The sequence below is a fragment of the Streptomyces sp. NPDC000941 genome, assembly GCF_053599555.1.
Genome location: NZ_JBSFMM010000241.1, coordinates 1 through 16,365 on the forward strand (window position 1 = coordinate 1; position 16,365 = coordinate 16,365).

The 16,365-nt window shown below is 71.6% G+C and carries 14 protein-coding genes; 1 reads left to right on the forward strand and 13 read right to left on the reverse strand.

The genetic code is table 11. The features are described from left to right. Nucleotides 1–83 precede the first annotated feature (83 nt). From ACWDSL_RS44905 to ACWDSL_RS44920, 4 genes are all read right to left on the reverse strand, one after another. A complete protein-coding gene (locus tag ACWDSL_RS44905; RefSeq protein WP_450494417.1) occupies nt 84–1,400 on the reverse strand; it encodes an extracellular solute-binding protein in 1,317 nt (438 codons plus the stop codon). A gap of 182 nt (nt 1,401–1,582) precedes the next feature. Further along, a complete protein-coding gene (locus tag ACWDSL_RS44910) occupies nt 1,583–2,017 on the reverse strand; it encodes a hypothetical protein (RefSeq protein ID WP_450494419.1) in 435 nt (144 codons plus the stop codon). A gap of 178 nt (nt 2,018–2,195) precedes the next feature. Then, nucleotides 2,196–2,489: a DUF3039 domain-containing protein gene (locus tag ACWDSL_RS44915; RefSeq protein ID WP_089512320.1), complete on the reverse strand. Its 294-nt coding sequence runs from the start codon at nt 2,487–2,489 to the stop codon at nt 2,196–2,198. A gap of 109 nt (nt 2,490–2,598) precedes the next feature. After that, nucleotides 2,599–3,204 (reverse strand): YqgE/AlgH family protein, encoded by a 606-nt coding sequence (locus ACWDSL_RS44920; RefSeq protein ID WP_089512461.1) that lies wholly within the window; start codon nt 3,202–3,204, stop codon nt 2,599–2,601. Nucleotides 3,205–3,442: 238 nt separating this feature from the next. On the opposite strand from ACWDSL_RS44920, the gene murA reads away from it, so the two are divergent. Next, nucleotides 3,443–4,786, forward strand: coding sequence for a UDP-N-acetylglucosamine 1-carboxyvinyltransferase (gene murA / locus ACWDSL_RS44925; protein ID WP_450494422.1), 1,344 nt, complete (start codon nt 3,443–3,445; stop codon nt 4,784–4,786). Nucleotides 4,787–5,024: 238 nt separating this feature from the next. On the opposite strand, the gene ACWDSL_RS44930 is transcribed toward murA, so the two are convergent. From ACWDSL_RS44930 to ACWDSL_RS44970, 9 genes are all read right to left on the reverse strand, one after another. Further along, a complete protein-coding gene (locus tag ACWDSL_RS44930; RefSeq protein WP_014179130.1) occupies nt 5,025–5,306 on the reverse strand; it encodes an HU family DNA-binding protein in 282 nt (93 codons plus the stop codon). A 263-nt stretch (nt 5,307–5,569) separates the two neighbouring features. Next, a complete protein-coding gene (locus ACWDSL_RS44935; RefSeq protein WP_450494424.1) occupies nt 5,570–7,000 on the reverse strand; it encodes a malic enzyme-like NAD(P)-binding protein in 1,431 nt (476 codons plus the stop codon). 438 nt (nt 7,001–7,438) lie between these two features. Beyond that, nucleotides 7,439–9,901, reverse strand: a complete 2,463-nt coding sequence (locus ACWDSL_RS44940) for a HelD family protein (protein ID WP_450494426.1) — start codon at nt 9,899–9,901, stop codon at nt 7,439–7,441. Between the two features lie 107 nt (nt 9,902–10,008). Further along, nucleotides 10,009–10,782 carry a zf-HC2 domain-containing protein gene (locus ACWDSL_RS44945; RefSeq protein ID WP_450494427.1) on the reverse strand — a complete coding sequence of 258 codons (774 nt, stop codon included), beginning with the start codon at nt 10,780–10,782 and terminating at the stop codon, nt 10,009–10,011. Beyond that, nucleotides 10,779–11,300, reverse strand: a complete 522-nt coding sequence (locus tag ACWDSL_RS44950) for a sigma-70 family RNA polymerase sigma factor (RefSeq protein ID WP_014179126.1) — start codon at nt 11,298–11,300, stop codon at nt 10,779–10,781. Before ACWDSL_RS44950 ends, ACWDSL_RS44945 begins: the two co-directional genes overlap by 4 nt. A 181-nt stretch (nt 11,301–11,481) precedes the next feature. Then, complete coding sequence (locus ACWDSL_RS44955; protein ID WP_450494429.1) at nt 11,482–12,072, reverse strand: CGNR zinc finger domain-containing protein; 591 nt, start codon at nt 12,070–12,072, stop codon at nt 11,482–11,484. Nucleotides 12,073–12,243: 171 nt separating this feature from the next. Continuing rightward, nucleotides 12,244–13,452 carry a uroporphyrinogen-III synthase gene (locus ACWDSL_RS44960; RefSeq protein ID WP_450494431.1) on the reverse strand — a complete coding sequence of 403 codons (1,209 nt, stop codon included), beginning with the start codon at nt 13,450–13,452 and terminating at the stop codon, nt 12,244–12,246. 217 nt (nt 13,453–13,669) lie between these two features. Then, a complete protein-coding gene (locus ACWDSL_RS44965; RefSeq protein ID WP_450494433.1) occupies nt 13,670–15,064 on the reverse strand; it encodes a nitrate/nitrite transporter in 1,395 nt (464 codons plus the stop codon). A 119-nt stretch (nt 15,065–15,183) separates the two neighbouring features. Further along, nucleotides 15,184–16,194: a LysR family transcriptional regulator gene (locus ACWDSL_RS44970; protein WP_450494435.1), complete on the reverse strand. Its 1,011-nt coding sequence runs from the start codon at nt 16,192–16,194 to the stop codon at nt 15,184–15,186. Nucleotides 16,195–16,365: the final 171 nt, after the last annotated feature.

Below are 16,365 nucleotides of genomic sequence, written 5' to 3' on the forward strand. Positions count from 1 at the left end.
GGCCGGGAGGGCATCCCGGCCCGGCGGCCGCTCCGCACCGGCCACGGCGGGCGCGATCTCGCGAGCCATGGGCGGCGCTCCGCTCAGCCGGCCGAGGAGAACGCGGCGTCCATCTTCTTCGCCGCGTCGGCCGTGGCCGCGTCCACGCTCTTACGGCCGCTGACGATCTCCTGCATCATCGTCGGGATCATCGCCTCGGAGTCGATCTTGCTCCAGGCGGGGGTCACCGGGACGAACTTGGTGCCGGATTTCAGGGTGTCGACGAACGGCTTGGTGAAGGGCGCCTTTTCCGCGACCTTTTCCTGGACGTCGGTGAGCGCGGGCATATTGCCCATGGCGTCGAACATCTTGGACTGGTATGCGGCGCCGCCGAGCAATTCGACGAAGTCCACGGCCAGGGTGCGGTGGGTGGTGCCGCGCATGATGCCGAGGTTGTTGCCGCCCGCGAAGGCCGGGGATATGACGCCCTTCTCCTGGCCCGGCAGCGGCACGACGGCGTATTTGCCCTTGACCGCCCCGTCCTCCATCGCCTGGCGGCTGAAGTCGCCGCCGATCGCCATACCGGCTTTCCCGCCCGCGAACGTCTGGACGCCGGCGTCACCGCCCAATTCGGCGCACTGCTGGGGCGGACAGCTGTCCTTGGCGATCAGGTCCGTATACGTCTTCAGGCCCTTGCGGGACGCGGCGCTGTCGATGGCGGCGGTGTAGGTGTCGCCGCGCTTCTCGGCGAGGTCGCCGCCCGCGGACCACAGGAACGGGAGCATGCCGTAGACGTTCTTGGCGCCGACCGAGATGCCGAACATATCGGGGTGTTCGGCACGGATTCTGCGGGCGGCCGTGGCCAGTTCGCCCTGTGTGGCAGGCGGCTTCAGCCCCAGCTCCTTGAAGATGTCGGTGCGGTAGTAGAGGGCCCGTACGCCGACGTACCAGGGGACGCCGTAGACCTTTCCGCCGACGCTGACGGCTTCCTTGACGGACGCCGTGACGCTCTTCGCGTCCTCCCACTTCCCGAATTCGGCCGTGATGTCGGCCAGTCCGCCGTCGTTGACATAACCGGCGGTGTCGGTGTTGCCGAATTCGACGACGTCGGGGGCGCTCTTCGGGTCGTTGAACGCGGCCTTCATCTTCTCGGCGCGGGTCTCAATGGGGATGTAGGTGACGTCGACCCGGGTGTCGGAGTGCTTCTTGGCGAATTCGGCGACGGCCTCCTTCACCACCTTCTCCTTGGGCGCGTTGTTCACCTCCCGGAAGAGCCACACCCTGATGGTTCCGCTCTTGGAGTCCTTGGTGGATTCGGTGTTGGAGGAGGTGGACGGGGCGCAGGCGGTGGCCGTGAGACCGGCCAGGACGAGCGCCGCGGCCGGGGCGGCGAGGCGGAGGGACACGCTTGATCGCTTCATTGGCAGAACAACCCCTACTGGCATTGCGTTGCACCGTGTGCAACGGGCATTTCACCATGCACAACACGCAGGAGATTAAGGGTGGGTCCGTCCGCCCACAAGAGGTCTAAACCAGGTTTACGAAGGAGATCGTCGCCCAGGAGCAGGAGGGCGACTCGGCGTCTGCGCGGGAGACTCGGCGGCTACGAGGGCGACTCGTCGGCCGGACAGGCCGGTTCGGGATACGGCACGGCCTCCACGCGCGCGCCCGCCGCCGCCAGGCGGACCACCAACTGGTCCCAGTCCGGCCAGCAGCTCCGCATCCGCTCCAGCACCCCGCGGCCGGCGATCAGCACGATCTCGCAGTCCGGCTCGTCGGCCCACTCCAACAGCCGGGGCAGGGTGGGCTGGGCGGCCGAGACGACACAGAGGCCCGCCGGACGGTAGCCGCGCTCGACGGCCAGCCGCTCGCACCGCTCCAGCTGTGCGTCCCAGTCCTTCTCGAACTGGCGGAACCGGCCCGCCGCTTCCCCGTCGGGCTCGACGGGCTCGACGGGTTCATCTGGTTCGTCGGTCTCTCGCGCCCCGAACACCAGGTACGCCGCCCGCTCGGCACCGCTCTCCCCGCGCCCGCTCATGGAGGCGACCCTAACGGCGCCCTCCGCACCGCCGGGGCCGTACGCCGCGAGGTGCGCGGCATATGCCAAATAATGCGTACAGCGCGCTACGCCCGGCCCGCGCCCCTTGGTCGAGAGGGGCGCGGGCCGGGCGTGGTGCGCGCGGGGGGCTCCGGCGGGTATGGCCGGGGCGGAGGGGCTACTTCTTGCCGCCGCCGTCCTTGCCCTTGTCCTTGTCGCCGCCGGCTCCCATGCCGTCGAAGATCTCCTTGCACATCGGACAGACCGGGTACTTCTTCGGGTCGCGGCCCGGGACCCAGACCTTGCCGCAGAGTGCGACCACCGGAGATCCGGAGAGCGCGCTCTCCATGATCTTGTCCTTCTGTACGTAATGGGCATAGCGCTCGTGGTCGCCGTCACCGTGCGACACCTGAGGTGTCGGCTCAACGAGGGTCCCCGTGCCTGCCCCGCGCTCGGGCTCAAGAGTGCTCATACAGCCCTAGGGTACTCACGCGCCGGGCGAACGACGGATCAGCGCCTCCCGCGGCATCGCCCGGTGTCGCCGCCACCCGGCGAACACTGCCTCCAGTTGGGCACTGCCCCTAATTGAGGGAGGGATCGTCCGGGTACGTGGCGACCATCGCCAGCTCGCTGCGCTGGCGGCGCAGCACCGCCCGCCACAGCCGCTCCGGGGCGGGCGAGGAGACATCGCCCGGCTCGGACTCCACGACGTACCAGGCGCCCTCGGAGAGCTCGTCCTCCAGCTGTCCGGGCCCCCACCCGGCGTAGCCCGCGAAGATCCGCAGCGAGCCGACCGCGGCGGCCAGCAGTTCGGGCGGCGCCTCCAGGTCGACCAGCCCGATCGCGCCGTGCACCCGGCGCCAGCCGAGCGGGCCGTCCTCGGTCCGCGAGGAGACCCTTCCGGCCTCGGCGGCTCTTCCGGCCTCGCCGGGGACCACGGCGACCCCCAGCGCGGAGTCCAGCGACACCGGGCCGCCCTGGAACACCACCCCCGGCTCCCCGGCCAGCGCAGCCCAGGACTCCAGGATGTCGCCGACCCCCACCGGGGTCGGGCGGTTGAGCACGACGCCGAGCGACCCCTCCTCGTCATGGTCGAGAAGGAGCACCACCGCACGGTCGAAGTTCGGGTCCGCCAGCGCCGGTGTCGCGACAAGCAGCCGTCCTGTGAGCGAGGACACCTCGGTCATGGACACATGATCCCGCATGTTCGCCCCGGAGGGGGAGTGGAAGACGAGTCCCATGTGAGAGCAGGTCGGGGCGTACGACAGCAGGAACGGCGCACGTAACCGTACGCTTTCTGCTCTGAACCGAACGTGTTGTGACACATTCATGTCCGTTCGGTGGGTACGTCGGTCACTCAGACGTGCTCTCCACGGCTATTACGCTTGCCTCTTGCCCCCGACCGTCCCAGGAACGCGAGACCAGATGACCCGCTCGAACGATGTCCTGCTCGTCCATGGCGGCACCCCGCTCGAAGGCGAGATCCGTGTCCGAGGCGCGAAGAACCTCGTGCCGAAGGCCATGGTCGCCGCGCTGCTCGGCAGTGGGCCGAGCCGGCTGCGCAACGTCCCCGACATCCGCGATGTGCGGGTGGTGCGCGGCCTGCTGCAGCTGCACGGCGTCACCGTTCGCCCAGGTGACGAGGCCGGCGAGCTGGTGCTGGACCCGACCCACGTGGAGAGCGCGAACGTCGCCGACATCGACGCCCACGCCGGCTCCTCGCGCATCCCGATCCTCTTCTGCGGCCCGCTGCTGCACCGCCTCGGCCACGCCTTCATCCCGGGCCTGGGCGGCTGCGACATCGGCGGCCGGCCGATCGACTTCCACTTCGACGTGCTGCGCCAGTTCGGCGCCACGATCGAGAAGCGGGCGGACGGCCAGTACCTGGAGGCCCCGCAGCGGCTGCGCGGCGCCAAGATCCGCCTGCCGTACCCGTCGGTCGGCTCCACCGAGCAGGTGCTGCTGACGGCGGTGCTCGCCGAGGGTGTGACGGAGCTCTCCAACGCGGCCGTCGAACCGGAGATCGAGGACCTGATCTGCGTCCTGCAGAAAATGGGCGCGATCATCTCCATGGACACCGACCGTACGATCCGGATCACCGGCGTCGACAAGCTCGGCGGCTACAACCACCGCGCCCTGCCGGACCGCCTGGAGGCCGCCTCCTGGGCGAGCGCGGCGCTCGCGACCGAGGGCAGCATCTACGTACGCGGCGCCAGCCAGCGCGAGATGATGACCTTCCTCAACACCTACCGCAAGGTCGGCGGCGCCTTCGACATCGACGACGAGGGAATACGGTTCTGGCACCCGGGCAGCAAGCTCAACGCCATCGCCCTGGAGACGGACGTCCACCCCGGCTTCCAGACCGACTGGCAGCAGCCCCTGGTCGTGGCCCTCACTCAGGCCTCCGGGCTGTCCATCGTCCACGAGACGGTGTACGAGTCGCGCCTGGGCTTCACCTCCGCGCTCAACCAGATGGGCGCGCACATCCAGCTCTACCGCGAATGCCTGGGCGGCTCCGCCTGCCGCTTCGGCCAGCGGAACTTCCTCCACTCGGCGGTCGTGTCGGGCCCGACCAAGCTCCAGGGCGCCGACCTGGTCATCCCCGACCTGCGCGGCGGCTTCTCGTACCTGATCGCGGCCCTGGCGGCCCAGGGCACGTCCCGGGTCCACGGCATCGATCTGATCAACCGCGGATACGAGAACTTCATGAGCAAGCTGGGCGACCTTGGCGCCAAGGTGGAACTGCCCGGCGCCGAAAAAACCGCCTGAGCCACGTCGGCGCCCCCGGCTGGGGGTCCGGGGGTTATCCCCCGGGTAGACACAGCATGAGCAAGCTGGGCGACCTTGGCGCCAAGGTGGAGCTCCCCGGCGCCGAAAAGGCCACCTGAGCCTCCCTAAAGGCCCGGGGAAGGCCTCCTGGGGGCCCGGGAAAGGCCTCCAGGGGCCGTAGGAACGCCGAAAGGGGCGGCCACCCTCCGATGAGGTGGCCGCCCCTTCGTATGGGGTCTTACTTGCCCTTGGCGGCTTCCTTGAGCTTGGAGCCCGCGGAGACCTTCACGCTGTAGCCGGCCGGGATCTCGATCGGCTCACCGGTCTGCGGGTTACGCGCGGTGCGAGCGGCACGGTGGGTGCGCTCGAAGGTGAGGAAGCCGGGGATGGTGACCTTCTCGTCGCCCTTGGCGACGATCTCTCCGGTCACCTCGGCGAGGGCGGCCAGAACGGCGTCGGCGTCCTTTCGGGTCACCTCGGCGCGCTCCGACAGAGCGGCCACCAGCTCACTGCGGTTCATGTTGTACTCCCGTGTTCATCTTGCCATTAGGCGTGAGATCGAAGCCGATGCTGCCAGGGCCCTCGGACAGTCCCCGGACCCGGGTCTGTGTTCAGACCCTCGCGCCCGGAACGCATCCTGCCCCCACCTGTGGCGGGAAAGCCAATCCGGTGCCCTGGTGAGTCGCGCGAAAAGCGCCGTGGCGGCCGTTTCTGCCCGACACCCTATGGGGGCCCGATCGGCCGAACGCCGCGCGACGCGCCGTACGACGCGCCGAGCCCGGCCTAGACCGCCGTGGTACCGGTCACAGCCTTGGCGGCGACCCGTACCGCGCCGGCCACCGCGCCCGCGACCTTGTCGTTGAAGACACTCGGAATGATGTAGTTGGCGTTCAGCTCGTCGTCGTGGACGACATCCGCGAGTGCCCGGGCCGCGGCCAGCATCATGTCGTCGTTCACAGTACGCGACTGCGCGTCCAGCAGGCCGCGGAAGACACCCGGGAAGACCAGCACGTTGTTGATCTGGTTCGGGAAGTCGGAGCGGCCGGTGGCGACCACGGCGGCGGTCTGGCGGGCGATCGCCGGGTCGACCTCGGGGTCGGGGTTGGCCAGCGCGAAGACGATCGCGTCGTCGGCCATGGCGGCCACGTCGTCGCCGGACAGCACGTTCGGGGCGGAGACGCCGATGAAGACGTCGGCGCCGCGCACGGCCTCCTTGAGGGTGCCGGTGACGCCCTCGGGGTTGGTGTTGTCGGCGATCCAGCGCAGCGCGGTCATGTCGGAGCTGCCGTTCGCGCCGGCCAGGTCGTCGCGCCCGGCGTGCACCACGCCGTGGATGTCCGCGACCACCGCGTGCCGCAAACCCGCGGCGATCAGCAGCTTGAGGATGGCGGTGCCGGCCGCGCCCGCGCCGGACATCACCACCCGCACATCGCCGATCTTCTTGTTGACCACGCGCAGCGCGTTGGTGAGGGCGGCGAGCACCACGATGGCGGTGCCGTGCTGGTCGTCGTGGAAGACCGGGATGTCCAGCGCCTCGCGCAGCCGCGCCTCGATCTCGAAGCAGCGGGGGGCGGAGATGTCCTCCAGGTTGATGCCCGCGAAGCCGGGGGCGATGGCCTTGACGACGGCGACGATCTCATCGCTGTCCTGGGTGTCCAGGCAGAGCGGCCAGGCGTCGATGCCCGCGAAGCGCTTGAAGAGGGCCGCCTTGCCCTCCATCACGGGCAGCGCGGCCTTGGGGCCGATGTTGCCCAGGCCCAGGACCGCGGAGCCGTCGGTGACCACCGCGACGCTGTTGCGTTTGATGGTCAGCCGGCGGGCGTCCTCGGGGTTCTCGGCGATGGCCTGGCAGACGCGGGCGACGCCCGGGGTGTAGACCATGGACAGGTCGTCACGGTTGCGGATCGGGTGCTTCGACGACATCTCGATCTTGCCGCCGAGGTGCATCAGGAACGTACGGTCGGAGACCTTGCCGAGCGAGACGCCCTCGATACCGCGCAGCTTCTCGACGATCTCGTCGGCGTGCGCGGTGGACGTCGCGGCGATGGTGACGTCGATCCGCAGCTTCTCGTGGCCGGAAGCGGTCACGTCGAGGCCGGTGACCGAGCCGCCGGAGGACTCCACGGCCGTGGTGAGCTGGCTGACCGCGGTGCCGCTCGCGGGGACCTCCAGCCGGACCGTCATCGAGTACGAGACGCTGGGCGCCGTTGCCATGGCCGACTTCCTCTGCTTTCCCTTGTTCCAGGTTGTCCCGGGCCGCGGTGGTGGTTCGCCGGTCTGCCCTCGGACGGTGGTCTTCAGATGGTTACACCTACCTTCGGGTACCGGGTAACCGGGCTCGAGTTTCGGAGATATTGTTCAGCCCCGCGAATCCGCCGAGATGCACAGAAGAGGCCCGCGCCCTGAACAACCGACGCGGACCTCTTGAAAGCTTTAAGGTGGCACCGACCCGCCATGCTCGCCTCGCGGCAAGTGGTCGCTCGAAGCGACGAAGGTTGGGCCCGGGGGCTTGGATCGAGCCGGTGCCATCAGCAAGGCTAACAAACCATCCCCGGAAGTGATTCCTCCCCCACGGGTTGATTTCTCAGCCCCTCATCAGCCCCTACCTCAGTCCCTGCCTCAGCCCCTCATCAGTCCCTACCTCAGCCCTCATCAGTCCCGCAGCAGATCGGGGACGCCGTACTCATCCGGGTCGTCCCGCTCCCCCGGCACCACGGTCAGCCGCTGCGTCGCGCGCGTCAGCGCCACGTACAGCACCCGCAGCCCCGCCGGGGACTCGTCGGCGATCTCGGCGGGCGAGACCACGACCGTCGCGTCGTACTCCAGGCCCTTGGCCTCCAGGCTGCCCAGCGCCACCACCCGGTCGCCGAGCCCTTCCAGCCAGCGGCGCGCCGCGGCCCGCCGCCGCATGGCGACGACCACGCCGACCGTGCCGTCCACCTCGTCAAGCAGGCGCCCCGCCTCCTCGCGCACCCGCGCCGCCAGGTCCCTTCCGGCCCCGCCGGTCGCGCCGGCGCTTCCGTCCGGCAGCGGCGCGAAGCGCGGCACCAGGCCCGTGGAACGGACCGCCTCGGGGGCCTGCGCGCCGGGCATCGCGAGCGCGAGGACCTTCGCGGCGAGCTCGGCGATCTCCGCCGGGTTGCGGTAGTTCACGGTCAGCGTGAAGCGGCGGCGCGGGCGGCGGCCCAGCGCCTCGGTACGGGCCTCGGCCGCCTCCTCCGGATCCGACCAGGAGCTCTGTGCCGGGTCCCCGACCACCGTCCAGGTGGCGTGGCGGCCGCGCCGCCCGATCATCCGCCACTGCATCGGGGTCAGGTCCTGCGCCTCGTCGACGATCACATGGGCGTAGTCCACGCGCTCCTGCTCCAGCCGGTCCGCGCGGGTGCGGCGGGGCGCGGAGCGGTCGGCGAAGGTCGTCAGCTCCTCGAGCCCGGTCAGCTGGTCGAGCGGATCGGCCTCGCGGGGCCTGGCGGGCCGGGCCGGGGCGCCCAGGACGGTGTACAGCTCGTCCAGCAGCGCCACGTCGTGCACCGACAGCGGGCCCTTGCCGTCCGCCCCCAGACGGGTCAGCGAGCGGGCCAGCCGGCGCGCGTCGCGCTGGTTCAGCTCCCGCCGCGACCAGCGGGTCAGCCGCTTCTCGTCGGCCATCGCGGCCAGTACGGCGCGCGGGGTCAGCTCGGGCCACCAGGCGTCCAGGAAGCCGAGGAAGTCGTCCTCGGTGGAGATGTCCTCGTCGAACCCCTCGCGCGCCTCGGCGGCCAGTTCGGGGTCGGTGTAGCGGCGGGCACCCCCGGCCCTGGCCCACAGCGCGTCCAGCAGCAGCCGGCGGGCGCGCGGGCGCAGCAGGTTGACGGGCGCGGTGCCGCCCAGGGCGGCCTGCCGGATCCGGCGCAGCTCCTCGGCGTCCAGCTCGATCCGCGCGCCGAACGCCACGACGCGCAGCCGCTCCGGCGGCCCGGCCGCCCGGCCGGGGCCCGCGGGCAGCTCCAGGGCGCCGCGGGCGGCCTTGCGCAGCACCCGCGTCATCCGCGAGGAGCCCTTGACGCGGGCCACGGCCGGTTCGTCGTACGTGGTGGCCTCGGCGCCGTCCACCAGCGATCCGACGGCGCGGATCGCGACCTGCCCCTCCTCGCCGAGCGAGGGCAGCACGCCCTCGGTGTAGGCGACCAGCAGCGGGGTGGGGCTGACGATCAGGATCCCGCCCGCGTACCGGCGCCGGTCCTGGTAGAGCAGATACGCGGCGCGGTGCAGCGCGACCGCGGTCTTGCCGGTGCCCGGGCCGCCCTCCACCTCGGTGACGGAGGCGGCGGGCGCGCGGATCACCAGGTCCTGTTCGGCCTGGATGGAGGCGACGATGTCGCGCATGGTGTGGCCGCGGGCCTGGCCGAGCGCCGCCATCAGCGCGCCGTCGCCGACGACCGGCAGCTCCGCCCCGTCCAGGGTGGCGGTCAGCTCGGGGCGCAGCAGATCGTCCTCGACGCCGAGCACCCGGCGCCCCTTGCTGCGGATGACCCGGCGGCGCACGACCCGGCCGGGGGCGACGGGGGTGGAGCGGTAGAAGGGCGCGGCCGCGGGCGCGCGCCAGTCGATGACCAGCGGGGCGTATTCGGCGTCCAGGACGCCGATACGGCCGATGTGCAGCGTCTCGGCGATCTCCGCGCGGCCACCGCCGCCCGCGCCGCCCGCGCCGTCCGCACCGTCTTCGCCGGGGCGGATCGCGTCGTCGGCGGGCTCGATGGAGGTGTACGCGCCGTCCGGGCCGCGCTCGCCGTCCTTGCCGAGCAGCAGGTCGATACGGCCGAAGAGGAAGTCCTCGAACTCGCTGTTGAGCCGGTTGAGGTGCACCCCGGCCCGGAAGACCTGGGCGTCCCGCTCGGCGAGCGCGCCGGGCGTGCCGACCTGGACGTGTTTGGCGGCGTCGTTCATCAGGAACTCCGCCTCGTGGATCTTCTCCTCGAGGCGGCGGTACACGCGGTCCAGATGCGCCTGCTCGATCCGCATCTCCCGCTCGCGGATCCCGTCCCGTTTCTCAGCTTCGCCGGCCCTGTCCGGGCTCGTCTCGGCGTTGTCCGGTCTCGCTGTCCGGCTCGCGTGCGTGGCGTTGTGCGCGGCCACCCAAGCCCCCTTCTGTGTGCGTAGGGCAGCCGTCAACCGTACACCTACACAACACGCTCCAGACCTTCACCGGCCAGACCTTCGTGCAGCGCCCAGACCTTCACCGGCTAGACCTTCACGACCGCCAGCCGCCGGCCGTCCAGGGTGCGGACCTCGAAGCGGTCGATCTCGTCGGGGTTCATGGCCGCACCGCCCAGGGCGAACAGCGGGTCCTTGCTCCAGCGGGACGCGTCGCCGTCCTTGATGCCGTAGCCGGTGCTGGGCACCGCCCAGGTGGTGATGGTCTCCTCATGGCCGTCCTTGCCGATGGCGACCAGGTCGCAGGCCTTCGGGCCCTTCACATTGCCGAGCTTGAGGGCCACCGATGTGCCCCAGCCCTTCGCCTGCAGCGAGACGGTGGCGTCGACCTTGGTGGTGGGGTCGACCGAGCCGGTCTTCTGGCCCTGGTCGAACGCCGCCTTCGCGGGGCTGGCCACCACCTTGCCGCCGCCTCCGCCGCTGTCGCCATCGCCGTCGCCGGAGGTCAGCGCGGCACCGGCGATCGGACCGCCGATGATCAGGGCGGCGGCCGCGGCCACCAGGTACAGCCGGCGCTTGCGGCGCCCGCGGCGGCTGGTGGCGACGTCGTCCATCAGCCGGCCGAGCAGTTCGGGTCCGGGGCGTGCGGTGATGGTGGCGGGGTCCAGCAGGGTCCGGCCGTCGTCGGAGGTGGCGAACTCGGCCAGCAGCGGCGGGATGCCCATCAGCTGATCCAGCTCCGCGCCGCATCGGTCGCAGCCGAGCAGATGCTCCTCGAAGCGGGCGGCTTCCGCCGGGTCCAGGACGCCGAGGGCGTAAGCGCCGACGGCGGTGTGCTGCTGATCCTCCGCTGCCGGCATCATGCCGTAACCCCCCGTTCCTCCAGCGAGAGCCGCAGGGCGCGCAGCGCGTAAAAGACCCGGGACCGGACGGTCCCGGGCGGTACGCGCAGCACCTCAGCCGCTTCGTTCACCGTACGCCCCTTGAAGTATGTCTCGACCAGCGCCTCCCTATGCGCATCAGTGAGATCGGCGAGCGCGTCGGAGATCGTCATCATCCGCAGCGCCCGGTCGATTTCGTCGGCTGCGGGCACGGCGTGCAGCGGTGCGGCGTCCACTTCCTGGGGGCGGGCCCGGCGGCCACGGTGACCGTCGATCACGATGCGCCGCGCCACGGTCACCAGCCAGGGGCGCAGCGATCCGCCGGTTGTCCGCAGTTGGTCGGCGTTGCGCCAGGCCCGCAGGAGCGTCTCCTGAACCACGTCCTCCGCCCGGTGCCGGTCGCCCGCGACCAGGCGCAGGACGAAGGCGAGAAGCGGGCCCGCGTGCTCTTCATAGAGCGCGCGCATGAGCGCGTCGTCCGGTGTCGTCCTCTCGGTCACGGGAGCATCTTTGCGTAATCTCCACCGCGCGGTCGAGGGGGTACGTGCGGTTACACTTCCAGGTTCAACAAAAACGCCGCGAGGTGTACCCAATTGCGCTATACAGCATTCTTGTCACGTGTATGTCCGCTAGTCTGACCTGGGCTGACGCGGCATCAGCCGGCTCGGACGGCTGCTTCGGTCAGGCTCGGGTGACGCGGCGGCGGTGCCGGGCCACGCGCTCGCGGTTGCCGCAGACCTCGCTGGAGCACCAGCGGCGGCGGCGACCGCGCGAGGTGTCGAGGTAGACCAGCGAGCAGGTCTCCCCCTCGCACTGCCGCAGCTGCCCGCGCGCCACCGGGTCGGTGAGCAGCTCCACGGCGTCCCGCGCCACCTGCGCCAGCAGCGCGCCGCAGTCGGGCACGGCGGAGAGCCTGCGCACGAGGGTGCCGTCGGCGGTGCGTACGGCCCGTACGGCGGGCGGGGCAGTGGCGGCCAGGGCGTTCACCCGCTCCAGGTCGGCGCCCGCGGCGCGGCCCTCGACCTCGTTGTGCACGATGCGGTGGAGCAGATCGCGGGCGGCGCGGAAGCGGGCGAGCCAGCCGCCGTCGACGAGGTCGAGGGCGGTGCCGCGGGGCACCAGACCGGCGTCGACGAGCCACGCCTTCAGCCGGTCCACCCCGTCCAGCCGCTCGACCGGCGCCTCGCTCAGCCGCCCGCCGACCGTGGCCACCAGGTCCAGACAGAGCCGCCCGGAGTCGAACCGCAGGTCGTAGGCCGACGCCGACGCCATGTTCCTGTCACTCCTTCGGGGCTGAGCGGTTCGCGGAGATGCACGCAGTCCCAGAGTGCCCGCCCCGGCCCGAGCCCGGAACCCCGCGGACCCGCCCATCACCCCATGAATACAAGGGAGTTCGGGCCCGGCGGCCGGTCAGTGGCCCGTCAGTGGCCCGTCAGTGGCCCGTCATACGTCGGCGTACTTGGTGTCCGCCACCGGATCCAGCGCCAGCCGGTAGCCGCGCTTGACGACCGTCTGGATCAGCTTCGGGGCGCCGAGGGCCGTACGGAGGCGGGCCATGGCCGTCTCGACGGCGTGCTCGTCGCGCCCCGCGCCCGGCAGGGAGCGCAGCAGGTCGGCGCGGGCGACCACCCAGCCCGGGCGGCGGGCCAGGGCGCGCAGCAGCGCCATACCGGCCGGCGGTACGGCGCGCAGCTCGCCGTCCACCAGGACCGCGTGGCCACGGATCTCCAGGCGCCGCCCGGCGACCGGCAACGGCCGTACCCGCCCCGGCAGTTCATGGGTCAGCAGCTGTACGAGCGGGCCGAGGCGGAAGCGTTCGGGCTGGCTGGTGGGGATGTCATGGGCCTCGAGCGGCAGCGCGGTGACCGGCCCGACGCAGGCGGGCAGCACATCGTGGCGCAGCGCGTCCACCAGCTCGTCGCGCATGCCACGCCGCTCGGCCCGGTCCAGCAGGCTCGCGGCGGCCGGGGCGCTGGTGAAGGTGAGTGCGTCCAGGGCGCGGGCGACGGTCGCGTCGAGGAGGCGGTCCACGGGGCCGATGTCCTCGGGCGGCATCCACCGGTACACCGGTACGCCGACCACCTCCGCGCCCGCCACGCGCAGCGACTCCACGAAGCCGGGCAGCGGCTCGCCGTGCAGCTGCACCGCGATCCGGCTGCCGTCGACCCCCTCCTCCAGCAGCCGGTCGAGCACTTCGGCCAGCGACTCGGACGCCGGGTACCACTCCTCGGTCAGCCCGGCGGCCCGGATCGCGCCCCGCACCTTGGGCCCGCGCGCCAGCAGCCGGGCGCCGCGCAGCCGGGCCAGCAGCGAGTCCCCGAGGCCCCATCCGTCGGCGGCCTCGACCCAGCCGCGGAAGCCGATGGCGGTGGTCGCGATCACCAAGTCGGGGCCGTGGTCGAGCAGCTGCTTGGTGGCGGTGAGCAGTTCCGCGTCGTCGGCGAGCGGCACGATGCGCAGCGCGGGCGCGTGCATGACGGCCGCGCCCCGCCGCCGCAGCAGCGCGGCGAGCTCGTCGGCGCGGCGGGCGGCGGTGACGCCGACGGTGAACCCGGCGAGCGGCCCGATGGCGGCGGGCGCGGGCGCATCGGGGGTGACGACGTCGGGGGTGGCGACGTCGGGGGTGGCCGCGGCGTTGTGGTCTCGGTGCATGGTTCTCGTCCCGATCCGCTGTCGTATGGGCGCCCTCCGCGACCTCATCTGGACGGCCATCCTGTGACCCCCCGGTGACGGTCACGGTTCGCGGAGGTTTCCCGGGTGTAACGGAGCGTACGGCCGGGGAGCGCGCGCCCTGTGCGCCGTACGCTCCCCGGCCGGCCGTCCCCGTCCAGGGCCCCGTCCAGGGCCGTTTCCGCCTCGGCGGCTCGGCTCAGACGTCCGCGTACGCGGCCTGCCGCGCGCCCTGCGGCTCCGCCGCCCCCGCCGCGGCGATCCGGCCGGTCGGCCGGACGCCGCGGAGGTATACGGCCCAGGTTACGGCGGCGCACAGGGCGTAGAAGACCAGGAAGGACACGAACGCCGGGGTCCCGGTGTGCGCGTTCAGGAAGGACTGTCGAAAGGCGAGGTTGATGCCGAGCCCGCCCAGCGCGCCCACCGCGCCGATCAGCCCCATCGAGGCGCCCGACAGCCGCCGCCCGTACGTCGCGGCCGCCTCGCCCGTAAGGCCCCGCGCGGCCGCCTTGGCCTGGAAGATGCCGGGGATCATCTTGAACGTGGAGCCGTTGCCGAGCCCGCTGAAGACGAACAGGGCGATGAAGCCGACGAGGAAGACGGTCAGGGACTTCTCCGCGGAGGCGTAGACGACCACCACGGCCGCGACGGACATGGCGGCGAAGTTCCACAGCGTGATCCGCGCGCCGCCGTAGCTGTCGGCGAGACGGCCGCCGATGGGGCGGATGAGGGAGCCGAGCAGCGGGCCGATGAAGGTGAACGAGGCGGCCTGCAGCGGGGTGCGGTCGAACTGGTTCTGCAGGACGAGCCCGAAGGCGAAGCTGTAGCCGATGAACGACCCGAAGGTGCCGATGTACAGCACCGACATGATCCAGGTGTGCGCGTCCCTGGCCGCCTCCTTCACCGCGCCCGTGTCGTTCCGTACCGGCGCCAGGTTGTCCATGAACAGCGCCGCGAGCAGCGCGGCGACCACGATCAGCGGGATGTAGACGCCGAGCACCACGCGCGGGTGAGCCGCGCCGGCCGTGCCGATGACCAGCAGGCCGATCAGCTGGATGACCGGTACGCCGATATTGCCGCCGCCCGCGTTGAGGCCGAGCGCCCAGCCCTTCTTCCGCAGCGGGTAGAAGGAGTTGATGTTCGTCATGGAGGAGGCGAAGTTGCCGCCGCCGACGCCGGTGAGCGCCGCGACGACCATGAAGGTGGTGTACGAGGTGCCGGGCTTCATCACCACGGCGGCGACGACGGTCGGCACCAGCAGCAGCACCGCGCTGACGATCGTCCAGTTGCGGCCGCCGAAGCGGGCGACGGCGAAGGTGTAGGGGACCCGCAGGATCGCGCCGACCAGGGTGGGCATCGCGACCAGGAAGAACTTCCCGGCCGGGTCCACCCCGTACTCCGGCCCCATGAACAGGACCATCACCGACCACAGGCTCCAGATGGAGAAGCCGATGTGCTCGGAGAGGATCGAGAACAGGAGGTTGCGGGTGGCGATCTTCTCGCCCTTCTCGTTCCAGAAGGTCTCGTCCTCCGGGTCCCACTGTTCGATCCAGCGGCCCCCCCTGCGTGCGGGGGTGGTGTTCGGGGCAGTCATCACGCCTCCACAGATCTCACTCGGATGTCGCCGCTGGTGCGCGGATTCGCTGCCTGACGACGGTAGGAAGTACGGATTTCCGCGCTGTGGCGGCAGGTGACGCGGAAGAAACCTTGCTCTCACCCGGGAGCGGAGGGCGTGGTGAGGGTTGCCGCCGCCTCGGCGGCCTCCGCCGCTTCCGGGCTCGGCAGCCAGCTGCCGGGCGGGGCGTCGAGCCAGCCCCCGGCCGCCCCGAGCGCCGCCGCGGCCGCCCGCAGGGCGTCCAGGCCCGGGTGGCGCAGCCCGCGCCGCCAGACCATGGAGACGGGCGACAGCGGTACGGGGCCGGTCAGCGGCCGCAGCACGGTGCCCGGCATCGAGATGAACACCGTGCTCGCCAGCACCGACCAGCGCCGCTTGGCCACCACCCGGGTGAACTCCTCGGCGCCCTCGATCTGCGGAAACGGCTCGGCCATGCCGATGCCGCGCCCCGCGAACAGCTGCGCGGCCAGCTCCGTCCACTCGGCGGTGGCGGCGTTGCCCGCGGCCGCGTACAGCGTCTCCCCCGCGAGCGCGTCCAGCGGGACCTCGGGAAGCCTGGCGAGCGGGTGGTCCTCGCGCAGCACCACGGCCATCCGCTCGTAGCGGACCAGCTGGTGGTCCAGACGCGCCAGCACGGCCGGGTCGAGCCCGCCGACCCGCCCGAACGACACATCCAGCCGCCCCGCGAGCAGTTCGGCGGCGGCCCCGGTCAGCCCGCTGTGGAAGTGCGCCACGAGCTCCACCTCGGGCGCGATCCGCCCGCGCGCCTCGGCCAGCACCTCGTTCCCGGTGGACATCGGCGCACTGATATCCACCACCAGCGGCCGCCCGGCCCCCGCCCCACCACCCCCGAACGCGGCGACCAGCTCCTCCTGCGCCGCCAACACCCGCCGCGCGTACGGCAACAGCCGATCCGCCTCGGCGGTCAGCGCCACCTGCCGGGTCGTCCGTACGAACAACTCCACACCCAGCTCGCGCTCCAGCCGCCGGATGTCACGGCTGAGCGCCTGCTGGGCGACGTACAGCCGCGCTGCGGCGCGGGTGAAGTGCAGCTCGTCGGCGACGGCGACGAAGGCGCGCAGCAGGCGCGGCTCGATGTCCTGGGGCATGGGGTGCAGTCAACAGCACGCACGGGATTCACAACACGGGTGCGTGAATGGCCGCGCATCAGGTGTTGGACCGGTCGTAGTTTGCAGCCGCCCGGTGACGGCCGGACGGCATCATGGGAGCACCCGCATCCCCGCCCCAGGCACAGGAGAGTCATGCCGCTGACCTCGCCC

Coding starts and splice junctions, on each gene's coding strand:
- ACWDSL_RS44915 (WP_089512320.1), bottom strand. CDS start 2,489: ATGAGCACTCTTGAGCCCGAGCGCGGGGCAGGCACGGGGACCCTCGTT.
- ACWDSL_RS44945 (WP_450494427.1), bottom strand. CDS start 10,782: ATGATGCCGGCAGCGGAGGATCAGCAGCACACCGCCGTCGGCGCTTAC.
- ACWDSL_RS44930 (WP_014179130.1), bottom strand. CDS start 5,306: ATGAACCGCAGTGAGCTGGTGGCCGCTCTGTCGGAGCGCGCCGAGGTG.
- murA (WP_450494422.1), top strand. CDS start 3,443: ATGACCCGCTCGAACGATGTCCTGCTCGTCCATGGCGGCACCCCGCTC.
- ACWDSL_RS44960 (WP_450494431.1), bottom strand. CDS start 13,452: ATGCACCGAGACCACAACGCCGCGGCCACCCCCGACGTCGCCACCCCC.
- ACWDSL_RS44905 (WP_450494417.1), bottom strand. CDS start 1,400: ATGAAGCGATCAAGCGTGTCCCTCCGCCTCGCCGCCCCGGCCGCGGCG.
- ACWDSL_RS44970 (WP_450494435.1), bottom strand. CDS start 16,194: ATGCCCCAGGACATCGAGCCGCGCCTGCTGCGCGCCTTCGTCGCCGTC.
- ACWDSL_RS44965 (WP_450494433.1), bottom strand. CDS start 15,064: ATGACTGCCCCGAACACCACCCCCGCACGCAGGGGGGGCCGCTGGATC.
- ACWDSL_RS44935 (WP_450494424.1), bottom strand. CDS start 7,000: ATGGCAACGGCGCCCAGCGTCTCGTACTCGATGACGGTCCGGCTGGAG.
- ACWDSL_RS44910 (WP_450494419.1), bottom strand. CDS start 2,017: ATGAGCGGGCGCGGGGAGAGCGGTGCCGAGCGGGCGGCGTACCTGGTG.
- ACWDSL_RS44920 (WP_089512461.1), bottom strand. CDS start 3,204: ATGACCGAGGTGTCCTCGCTCACAGGACGGCTGCTTGTCGCGACACCG.
- ACWDSL_RS44955 (WP_450494429.1), bottom strand. CDS start 12,072: ATGGCGTCGGCGTCGGCCTACGACCTGCGGTTCGACTCCGGGCGGCTC.